The sequence below is a fragment of the Coprococcus intestinihominis genome (assembly GCF_040096555.1).
Classification (GTDB): Bacteria; Bacillota; Clostridia; order Lachnospirales; family Lachnospiraceae; genus Coprococcus_A; species Coprococcus_A intestinihominis.
In genome coordinates, this window is the sequence record NZ_JBBMEK010000263.1 from 1 (window position 1) to 4,639 (window position 4,639).

Annotated in this window: 3 protein-coding genes; all 3 read right to left on the reverse strand. The window is 46.9% G+C overall.

Annotation, left to right across the window (positions count from 1 at the left end):
- Nucleotides 1–2,326 (reverse strand): homocysteine S-methyltransferase family protein (locus tag WMO25_RS15185; protein WP_349086012.1); only part of this gene is annotated, 2,326 nt, incomplete at its 3' end.
- Complete coding sequence (locus tag WMO25_RS15190) at nt 2,327–4,138, reverse strand: bifunctional homocysteine S-methyltransferase/methylenetetrahydrofolate reductase (protein WP_349086014.1); 1,812 nt, start codon at nt 4,136–4,138, stop codon at nt 2,327–2,329. It lies immediately after the preceding gene.
- A partial coding sequence (locus WMO25_RS15195) for a hypothetical protein (RefSeq protein WP_349086015.1) occupies nt 4,110–4,639 on the reverse strand: 530 nt, incomplete at its 5' end. The genes WMO25_RS15195 and WMO25_RS15190, both read right to left, overlap by 29 nt.

Below are 4,639 nucleotides of genomic sequence, written 5' to 3' on the forward strand. Positions count from 1 at the left end.
AACTCTGAGTTGTAACGGCACCGCCAATAATGATCTTGCTGCTGCAATGCTTTGCCTGTGCAAGTTCTACCACGTCACGCATTCTCATCATCGTCGTTGTCATCAGAGCAGAAAGGCCGATGATGGCCGCATGTTCTTTAACAGCCGTCTCAATAATGCATTCTGCCGATACATCTTTGCCGAGATCAATCACTCTGTAACCATAATTCTTCAGCATCAGCACCACAAGATTTTTGCCGATGTCATGAATATCGCCTTCCACCGTCGCCATAATGATGGTGGCTTTTTCCTCCTCATCATCCTTGATCAGCATTGGCTCCAGATAATTAATCGCCTTCTCCATGGTTTCCGCACTGGCAATCAGCTGGGGCAGGTAATATTTCTTCTCCTCAAACAGAACGCCTACCTTCTGGATAGCGGTGATCAAATGTTTTTGGATCATATCATCCGGCATAATACCGGCATCCAGACCTTCTTTTACAAGGTTAATAATACTTCCCTGGCTACCCTTCATCACAGCCTCAAAGATTTTCTCTCCCGGAGTCAGAACCACTGCTGCTGCCGTGCTTTCTCCACTCTGCTGTTCTTTGACTGCGTTCATGCGGTTGATATATCGGATATCTGCACCAGGATGATTCATCAACAGATCAGATGCAAAAGCAGCGTGCATCAAAAGGTCCTGGGACGGATTTGCAATGGCCATGGTAAGGCCTCTGCTAATAGCCATGGTCAAAAAGGCTGTATTAACATAGGAGCGTTCTGGCAGGCCAAAGGAAATATTAGACAAACCGCAAATGGTTGCCAATTCAAGCTGATCATGACAATAAGAAATCGTATCCAGTGTTTCAATGGCTGCATTTTTGTTGGCACCAATGGTTGCCACCAGGCCATCCACCACAATGTCCTCTTTATGGAAGCCCAACTCCAATGCACGATCCATAATTGTATGAATAATCTGAATCTTTTCATCTATATTCTTCGGAAGCCCCTCATCCGACAACGGCAACAAAATAAACATAGCACCGTATTTTCTCGCAATCGGAAGCAAATGTTCAAACTTTTCCTTCTCAAGGGAAATAGAATTGATCAACGCACGCCCCGGATAAACACGCAGTGCCGCTTCAATAATATCTACATGACTTGAATCAATGCAAAGCGGCAGATTCACTGCTTGGGTAACAATCTCAATGGACTTCAGCATCATGGCTTTCTCATCGATACCATTCATACCCATATTGACATCCAGAATCGATGCGCCTTTCTCTTCCTGCGCCAACGCCATATCCATGACCATATCCATCTGGCCTTCCCGAAGGGCTGCCTGCAGTTTCTTCTTGCCGGTTGGATTGATACGCTCACCCACAACCTTAAAACCGGCATCCAGTCCGATTTCCAGTGTCTGACGTTCCGAAGCCAGTACACGTTTGTATGTTTGGCTGACTGCCGGTACAGGATATGCCTTGGCTGCCTCCTTAAATGCCCGGATATGCTCCGGTGTTGTACCGCAGCATCCGCCCACAATGCCGGCCCCTGCCTCCAGAATTAATCTGGCCTCCGCAGCAAATTCTTCCGGTGTCATACGATAAACAGTCTCACCGTCAATCACTTCCGGCATGCCGTCATTTGGCTTGGCTATAATCGGAATATTGGCGTATGCCTTCATCTCACGGACAAGTTCTGCCATCTGTTCCGGACCGGTTGAACAATTGACGCCCACCGCATCAGCCCCCAAAGACTGCAAAACTACCATGGCTGTACAAGCGTCTGTTCCAAAAAGTGTTCTTCCGTCTTCATTAAAAGAAAGCGTCACACACACCGGCAGGTCTGTCACTTCGCGAATGGCAATCAGCGCCGCACGGCACTCATTCAGACTCATCATTGTCTCAACAACAAAAAGATCAACTCCCGCATCCACCAGATAACCGGCCTGTTCTTTGTAAATATCAATCAGTTCTTCAAATCCCATATCACCCATAGGTGCCAGCTGACGACCGGTCATAGTCATATCCCCGGCCACCAAACCTCTGTCCCCGGCTGCCGCCTTTGAAATGGCTACAAGCTGATGATTCATCTCTTCAATCTTATCTACCAGCCCGTACTCATCCAGTTTGATTCTGTTGGCTGTAAAAGTCGGAGCCAACACGATATCACTGCCTGCCTCAAAATAAGCTTTCTGCAGCTGCATCATTGTATCCGGATGTTCCAAAATCCAGGCCTCCGGACACACACCCGTAGGCATGCCTGCCTTCTGCAGATTCGTTCCGGTGGCACCATCCAGAAAAACGATTCTTTCTCTGCACAATCGCTGAAATTCTTCTCTTGTCATCTATCTTAACTCCTTCTTCGCCTGTAAAATAATCCGTTTGATCAATGCTGCCCTGTTAAAAGGTGTCATCATATAATAACCGTCGCACACATCTTCCAGACGTTTCATCAAATCCACACTGATGGCTTCCGCCACATCTTCATAAGCCTCACGGCTCATACCGGCCTCATACCGCTCCAGCACTTGATCCGGCACATGAATTCCCGGCATCTCATTCTTGATAAAAAGCGCATTCTTCCTACTAACCAAAGGCATAATACCTGCTATAATCCTGCCGCCGGACTTTTCCTTCAGTTCCTTCAACCTGTCAATATCTTCCTGTCCGTAAACCGGTTGTGTCAGAAACCATTGTGCACCGGCTTCCATCTTCTGACACATTCTGGCTGCTATATTGTCTATGGAACCATTATTATGGTTCAGGGCACCGCCATAATAAATTGGACGGCTGCCAAATACTTCCTGATTCATCGTCTGTATATACTTCATCAGCTTGATGGAATTGAAATTAAAAACGCTCTTAATACTCTCCCGGTCACCTCTGGCAATCGGATCCCCTGTTACGATCAGTGCATGCCGCAGCCCGTTCATCTGCATTCCCAGAAGCTGGGACCGATGGGCAATCATGTTCTTGTCACGGCAGCAGATATGTGGCATTGCCTCCATCTGTCTTGTATAACGCATCTTGATGGCGGAAGCAATCGAATCGGCTCTTGGTCTGGCCAGCGGAGAATCGGCCAGCGTGATCATATCTACATTAATATCCCGGAGTAAAGCTGCCCCTTCCATGAGTTTTGTATCATTGACATCAAAAGGCGGATCCAGTTCTACCACGAAAACCTTCTCCCCGCGTTCAAGTTTCTGTATAAAATCTGTTTTCTCCTCAACGGCTTCTTCCGCACAATTTTCCTTTCCATCTGCACTATATACAGCAGGCATCAGCTTTTTGGGCGGTCTCACATCATTCACCAGCAGATCATGCAATCCCCTGATATGCTCCGGTGTTGTACCGCAGCAGCCGCCGATGATATCAAAACCAAGGGCTGCGATTCTTCCCATCATGTCTACATAATAAGGTACATTTTCAGAATAAAATGTTCTTCCCCTAAGTTCCGTCGGATAACCGGCATTCGGCAGCACTGTCATGTACTTGTCCTCAGGAAAACTCTGATTCTTCAGAAGTTCATACAAATGAAGAGGGCCCACCCCGCAATTAAAACCAACTGCATCCAGTTCCTTCATCGCTGCTGCTTCTAACAGAAGTGCCCGCACACTCAAACCTGATCGGGTATAGCCATTCCTGTTAAAACTGAACTGCGTCACAATGAATGCATCCGGACACTCAGCTTTAATATAAGCAATTGCCTTTTTCACACTGCGGAGCTCGGATAAAGTTTCAAATACAAAAATCTTTGCTCCCAACCCCAAAAAACAATCCGCCAGATGGATGTATTCATTCTCAACATCCGCAGCAGATTTCGTCTCATTCTCATCAATAGGCCCCATATCCGCAGCAATCCATACATCTCTGCCGCTGTCTGATACAGCCTGACACGCATTCTCCCAGGCTGCTTTTAACACTGCCTCAATTTCATCTGCCGAAAAAAACATACTGTTCACCGCAAATGTATTGGTACGAATCAACCGTGCCCCGGCCTCTATATACGCACGGTGAATGTCTCTGATCTGCTGCAGATCATCCAAATTTGCACGCTCTGCTAACTTTCCTTTGTATCCTGTCAAACGGTCGTACCAGGTTCCCATGGCGCCGTCCGTAATCAATCTGTTATTTGCCAAATATTCTCTGATATCCATAACTGTATCTTAATACCCCCGGTTCTCTGTAATTTCCCATATGTAATGAATAACGGTTCGGACAGTCCTCACGCCCGCAATCCCTGCAGATCGTGCTGCAGCGCTTGTCTTTATCTGTTGTCAGAATACCGATAAACACAACCGATTTCATCGGTCTCAGCACGCCGTCACGCGTCAGCCGGATGGCTTCACTGCATTGAATCTGCTTCAAAATATCTGCCATACTTCCATCTCCTCCTTCATCCGGATCAGGAAACTGATATTTTTCAATATAGACATTCTTCTTCACCAATTCATCTTCCAACAGTCCATATAAACATTGAAGAGCCTCCATTGCCAGACAATCTGCGGCATAACTGTCAAGAATCTGTCCCTTGTCAGACCATTTTTCCAAAAGCTGATCAATGCCTTCTCCAAGCGTCGCTGCCGCAAGAACTTCCTTTCCATGTACCTCATACCAAATCTCCGGTTCCAATGCTCGCTGCATTCTGTACCAGACCA